This window comes from Halomonas tibetensis (genome assembly GCF_042643535.1).
Classification (GTDB): Bacteria; Pseudomonadota; Gammaproteobacteria; order Pseudomonadales; family Halomonadaceae; genus Halomonas; species Halomonas tibetensis.
Genome location: NZ_JBHRSQ010000025.1, coordinates 1 through 1,016, shown reverse-complemented (window position 1 = coordinate 1,016; position 1,016 = coordinate 1). Strand labels below are relative to the sequence as shown.

The window sequence follows — 1,016 nt, the reverse complement described above, 5'->3', positions numbered from 1 at the left end:
GAAACCCGGACGCCAGTTCGGGTGGAGCCAACCTTGAAATACCAGCCTGGCATCATTGGCGTTCTAACTCAGGTCCGTTATCCGGATCGAGGACCGTGTGTGGTGGGTAGTTTGACTGGGGCGGTCTCCTCCTAAAGCGTAACGGAGGAGCACGAAGGTACCCTCAGCACGGTTGGAAATCGTGCAGTGAGTGCAAGAGCATAAGGGTGCTTGACTGCGAGACAGACACGTCGAGCAGGTGCGAAAGCAGGTTCTAGTGATCCGGTGGTTCTGTATGGAAGGGCCATCGCTCAACGGATAAAAGGTACTCCGGGGATAACAGGCTGATACCGCCCAAGAGTTCACATCGACGGCGGTGTTTGGCACCTCGATGTCGGCTCATCACATCCTGGGGCTGAAGTCGGTCCCAAGGGTATGGCTGTTCGCCATTTAAAGTGGTACGCGAGCTGGGTTTAGAACGTCGTGAGACAGTTCGGTCCCTATCTGCCGTGGGCGTTGGAAGTTTGAGAAGAGCTGCTCCTAGTACGAGAGGACCGGAGTGGACGCACCTCTGGTGTTCCGGTTGTCACGCCAGTGGCATTGCCGGGTAGCTATGTGCGGACAGGATAACCGCTGAAAGCATCTAAGCGGGAAGCCCCCTTCAAGATGAGACTTCCCCGAGGCCTTGAGCCTCCTGAAGGGCCCAGCGAGACCAGCTGGTTGATAGGCAGGGTGTGGAAGCGCTGCAAGGCGTTGAGCTAACCTGTACTAATGGCCCGTGAGGCTTGACCATATAACACCCAAAGCGTTTGGGATGACAGACGACACCGGATACGTTTGAGACGTCTTGACGTCAGCATGATTCACCGCTTTTCGCCTGACGACCATAGCGTGCGTGAACCACCTGATCCCATGCCGAACTCAGCAGTGAAACCGCTCAGCGCCGATGGTAGTGTGGGGTCTCCCCATGTGAGAGTAGGTCATCGTCAGGCACCTATTCAGAAAAACCCCCGAACTCTTTGAGTTCGGGGGTTTTT

2 rRNA genes are annotated in these 1,016 nt (G+C 56.0%); both read left to right on the top strand.

Features of this window, described 5'->3' with window-relative positions:
- A 23S ribosomal RNA gene (locus ACFODV_RS15205) occupies positions 1-772 on the top strand; the annotation flags it as partial.
- A gap of 83 nt (positions 773-855) precedes the next feature.
- Positions 856-971: ribosomal RNA gene (rrf, locus tag ACFODV_RS15200) — 5S ribosomal RNA — on the top strand.
- Positions 972-1,016 lie beyond the last annotated feature (45 nt).